The organism is Kitasatospora sp. NPDC091335, from assembly GCF_044757205.1.
In the GTDB taxonomy this organism is placed as follows: Bacteria; Actinomycetota; Actinomycetes; order Streptomycetales; family Streptomycetaceae; genus Kitasatospora.
Window position 1 is genome coordinate 1 of sequence record NZ_JBIVUM010000043.1, and the last position, 4,310, is coordinate 4,310.

The window sequence follows — 4,310 nt, forward strand, 5'->3', positions numbered from 1 at the left end:
AAGGAACGGACGCTTCCTTCGGACTGCCTTCCAGCAGACCCTCCGGGCTTCGTTCTTTCGTGTTTCAAGCTTATCAGATGTTTTCCGCTCCGTTTTCCGGAGTTTCATTCATCCGATTTCCCGAACTGGTCGGTGTTGCTTTTCGCGACGTCCACCACATTAGCGCATTTCGAGTGTTACCCGAAATTCACTCTCTCGCCTGATTGACGGAACGCCAATGAGCCCATATTCATGGGGGTCAGAGTGAGAGTGGTTCTTGCTGAGTGGGGTGGCCGCTCCAGCGACTCGTTCAACACTAGGCCACCCGGAGGACATCGTCAAACGTCGAGGGCCGGATCTGTCCAGATCCGGCCCTCGGGACTCAGAGCCGCAGCTCAGAGTGGATTCGTTTTCAGCCAGCCTCGGCCGGCCGGTCGCTCAGTCGCCGATCAGCCGGCGGCGACCAGCTCCGCCGCTGCCAGGTTCCGCTTGCCGCGCCGCAGCACGAGCCAGCGACCGTGCAGCAGATCGGCCTCGGTCGGCACCGCCTCCTCGTCCGTCACCTTGACGTTGTTGAGGTAGGCGCCGCCCTCCTTGATCGTCCGACGGGCGGCCGAACGACTCGGCGACAGGCCCACGGCGACCAGCAGGTCCACCATCGACTGGAGTTCGGGCACCACGGCCTTCGGGACCTCGGCCAGGGCTGCGGCCAGGGTCGGGGCCTCCAGGTCGGCGAGGTCGCCCTGGCCGAACAGCGCCTTGGACGCGGCGACCGCGCGCTCGTACTGGTCGGCACCGTGCACCAGCGTGGTGAGTTCCTCGGCGAGGGCTCGCTGGGCGAGGCGGGCGGCGGGGCGCTCGGTGGTCTCGCGCTCCAGCTCCTCGACCTCCTCCTTCGAGCGGAAGCTGAAGATCCGCAGGAAGTTGGGGATGTCCCGGTCGTCCGCGTTCAGCCAGAACTGGTAGAAGGCGTACGGGGTGGTCAGCTCGGGGTCGAGCCAGACCGTGCCGGACTCGGTCTTGCCGAACTTGGTGCCGTCGGCCTTGACGATCAGCGGCGTGGCCAGCGCGTGGACGGACTTCCCGTCGGCCTTGCGGATCAGGTCCGTACCGGCGGTCAGGTTGCCCCACTGGTCGCTGCCGCCCGTCTGCAGGGTGCAGCCGTAGCGGCGGTTCAGCTCCAGGTAGTCCATGCCCTGGAGGATCTGGTAGCTGAACTCGGTGTAGCTGATCCCCGCGTCGGAGTTGAGCCGTCGGGCGACGGCCTCCTTGGCGATCATGTTGTTGACCCGGAAGTACTTGCCCACGTCACGCAGCAGGCTGATCGCCGACATCCCGGACGTCCAGTCCAGGTTGTTGACCATGCGCGCCGCGTACGGGCCCTCGAAGTCGAGGAAACGCGAGATCTGGCCACGCAGGCGTTCGACCCAGCCGGCCACCGTCTCCGGGTCGTTGAGCACCCGCTCGGCAGTGGGCTTCGGGTCGCCGATCAGGCCCGTCGCGCCGCCGACCAGGCCCAGCGGGAGGTTCCCCGCCTGCTGGATGCGGCGCATGGTGAGGATCTGAACCAGGTTGCCGAGGTGCAGGCTGGGGGCCGTCGGGTCGAACCCGCAATAGAACGTGACCGGGCCGTCCGCGAACGCCTTGCGCAGTGCGTCCTCGTCAGTGGACAGGGCGATCAGCCCTCGCCACCGCAGCTCGTCGACGATGTCCGTCACGGTCACGCTTCTCCTTCGATCGGGCGTCCGCCCGGTGCCGGCCCGGTTCGATCGGGCCCCGGGTCGGTACGACTCCAGCCTGATAGAGCCTACGCGGTTCCGGCCAGCGAGTTTTCCCCGAGGCACCCCTCCCGGCCCGGCCGCCCACGCACCGGGCCCCTCCCGGATACCGGAAATTCCGTTGTTCGACAGCTGTGGGCCCATTCAGAGTGGTTCCACCGCCGTGCGGCGGCAGTGACGTGTGTAAAGACGGTCGTGCCGCCGTGGCACGCCCGCGGGAAGGGGTGTGCCGAGTGCGCAACACGCTGGTTCTGAACGCGAGCTACGAGCCCCTGACGACGGTGTCGCTCCAGCGCGCCGTCGTCCTGGTGCTCCAGGACAAGGCGGTGGTGGAGCAGGCGCATCCGCTGCGCTCGATCCGGGGAACCGGCGTGGCCGTCCCGGTGCCCCGGGTGATCAGGCTGCAACGGTACGTACGGGTGCCGTTCCGACAACAGGCTCCGTGGTCTCGGCGGGGTGTCCTGGCCAGGGACCAGCACCTGTGCGCGTACTGCGGTAGGCGGGCCACCACGGTGGACCACCTCCAGCCCAGGTCGCGCGGTGGTGCGGACAGCTGGATGAACACCGTGGCCGCCTGCCCGGAGGACAACCAGCGCAAGGCGGACCGCACGCCGGAGCAGGCCGGGATGAAACTGCTGCGTCGGCCGTTCGTGCCGACACCGCAGGCCAGCCTGATGCTGGCGCTGGGCCTGCGCAGCTCGGAGGTCCGGGACCTCGCCGACTGGCTGCCGACCCTGCCGGGCCGGCCGGTCTCCGCGGCGTGAGGCGGTACTGAGGAGGACTGAAGTGGTTCCGGGACAACTCTCGGGACCGAGGACACTCTCGGTGTGAGAACGGACCGGTCGCCGACGCGAACGGCGGTGGGCGTGTGCCGGGCGGAAGGCTCAGTCCTTCGCCTGGTACCCCGCCGCCGTGCCGTAGTTGGTCGAGTGCTCGGGCACCACGACCACCTGCCCACCGCCGATCAGCACCCGCCCGGAGATCAGCAGCGAGCCGGTGCCCGACGGGAAGTTGCCGCCGGTCGCCTCCTGGCCGCCCGCCAGCGGGAACCGGCTGAGGCGGGCCGGCTGGTCGCGGCGCTCGTCGGCGGCGAGCACCAGGGATCCCCCGTCGATGCCGACCGCCCGGGCGGCGCCCGCGGCGGAAGTCGGCACCTTCCAGTACTGCTTGCCGGTGTCCAGGTCGTAGCCGATCGCGGCCACCGGCCCGCCACCGTTCGCCGGGGCCAGCGTGGTGACCATCGTGCGGCCTTCGAAGTACACACCGGGAGTGGCCGAAAACGTCCCGTGGGCGACGTCCAGCCGGCCGCCGTCGACGGCCACCGGAATCTCGGCGGCCGGGTCGCCGCCGGCGCCCCAGGCGAACACCCGGTCGTCCTCGGGCTTCTCTCCCGTGGTGAGGACCACGGACGGCTCGGCCGACAGCACCGTCACCGTCTTCGGCTGGTTGTTCAGGCCCCGCCACCAGCCGATCTTGCCGTCCGCGATGTTCAGTGCGACTGCCTGGGCGGGGGGCGTCGAGTCGGCGCACGAGGAGGCGACGAGCACGGTCTTGCCGCTGACACCGCCGGAGAGGGTGCAGAACTTGCCCTGACCGGTGTACTGCCAGACGTCCTTCCCCTCGGCCGACTCCCACGCCACCGCCCGGTCGTCGCCGACGACGACCACCTTGTCCTCGGTGACGCCGACCCGGGCCGAGTACGCGCCCTTGGTGTCCGAGACGGTCTTGGTCCAGGCGGTCTTGCCGGTCTTGGTGTCCACGGCGGCCACCAATGTGCAGGGGCTCTTCGGGTCGGCCTGCGGACGGAACAGTGCCGCCCCCAGGCCCGCCTGGCTCACACTCGCCGAGAGCCCGCACGGAACGGCGCCGACGGCCGGCGGCTCCACCGACCAGGTCTGCTTGCCGCCCGCCCGGTCGTACGCGTGCACCCCGGAACCGTCGGCCCGGACCACCGCGTCGGCCAGCAGCCAACTGCCGACCAGCGTGTCGTCGCCCCCGGACGAACCGGCCGCGGCGGGCTGCGCCGCCCACACCCTGGCGTGCGCCACCGTGAAGCCCGGCTCACCGCCGCCGCTCGCCGCCGCGCTGCCACCGCCCTCGGCGCCGACCATCAACCCGGCCGCCACCAGCACTCCCAGTGCGGCCACCCCTGCGCCGGTCCGCACCAGCAGTGCCTTGCGGCTGGGCATGTGATCCCCGGTGAGCACCGCGTCGGCGGCCTTCCGGGCCCTGGCGGAGAACGAGGAACCGGAGTCCGAAGCTGTGCCGGACCGGCCACCGGCGCCTCGACGGGCGGCCCGCGACGGCGCTGCGGGCTCGGCCGGGCGCTCGGGGGTGTGCTCCGGGGACGTCGCCGCGGGCTCCTCCGGGACGGGCACGGTCGTCGGCCCGGCCTCCTCGATGTGCACGTAACCATCCGCCGAGTACTCCGCGCCCGCCGGAACGTACAGCCCCTCCCCTAGGAGCTGTCCGGCCGATCATGTGACTATTGCCTGCCTTGGTCGTTGGTCGGGGCATGGGGCGGGGAGATCTGACGGATGCCGAGTGGGAACG

General features: G+C 70.3%; 4 protein-coding genes. 2 read left to right on the forward strand and 2 right to left on the reverse strand.

Annotated features, from left to right (window positions below):
- On the forward strand, positions 1-203 hold a 203-nt coding region (locus tag ACIQOW_RS39610; RefSeq protein ID WP_401092841.1), incomplete at its 5' end, for a hypothetical protein.
- Positions 204-428: 225 nt separating this feature from the next.
- Here ACIQOW_RS39610 and tyrS read toward each other — a convergent pair.
- On the reverse strand, positions 429-1,697 hold the full coding sequence (gene tyrS, locus ACIQOW_RS39615) for a tyrosine--tRNA ligase (RefSeq protein WP_401092845.1): 1,269 nt from the start codon (positions 1,695-1,697) through the stop codon (positions 429-431).
- Between the two features lie 293 nt (positions 1,698-1,990).
- On the opposite strand from tyrS, the gene ACIQOW_RS39620 reads away from it, so the two are divergent.
- Positions 1,991-2,521, forward strand: coding sequence for an HNH endonuclease (locus ACIQOW_RS39620; protein WP_188300486.1), 531 nt, complete (start codon positions 1,991-1,993; stop codon positions 2,519-2,521).
- A gap of 120 nt (positions 2,522-2,641) precedes the next feature.
- On the opposite strand, the gene ACIQOW_RS39625 is transcribed toward ACIQOW_RS39620, so the two are convergent.
- Complete coding sequence (locus ACIQOW_RS39625) at positions 2,642-4,165, reverse strand: PQQ-binding-like beta-propeller repeat protein (RefSeq protein ID WP_401092843.1); 1,524 nt, start codon at positions 4,163-4,165, stop codon at positions 2,642-2,644.
- Between the last annotated feature and the right edge of the window lie 145 nt (positions 4,166-4,310).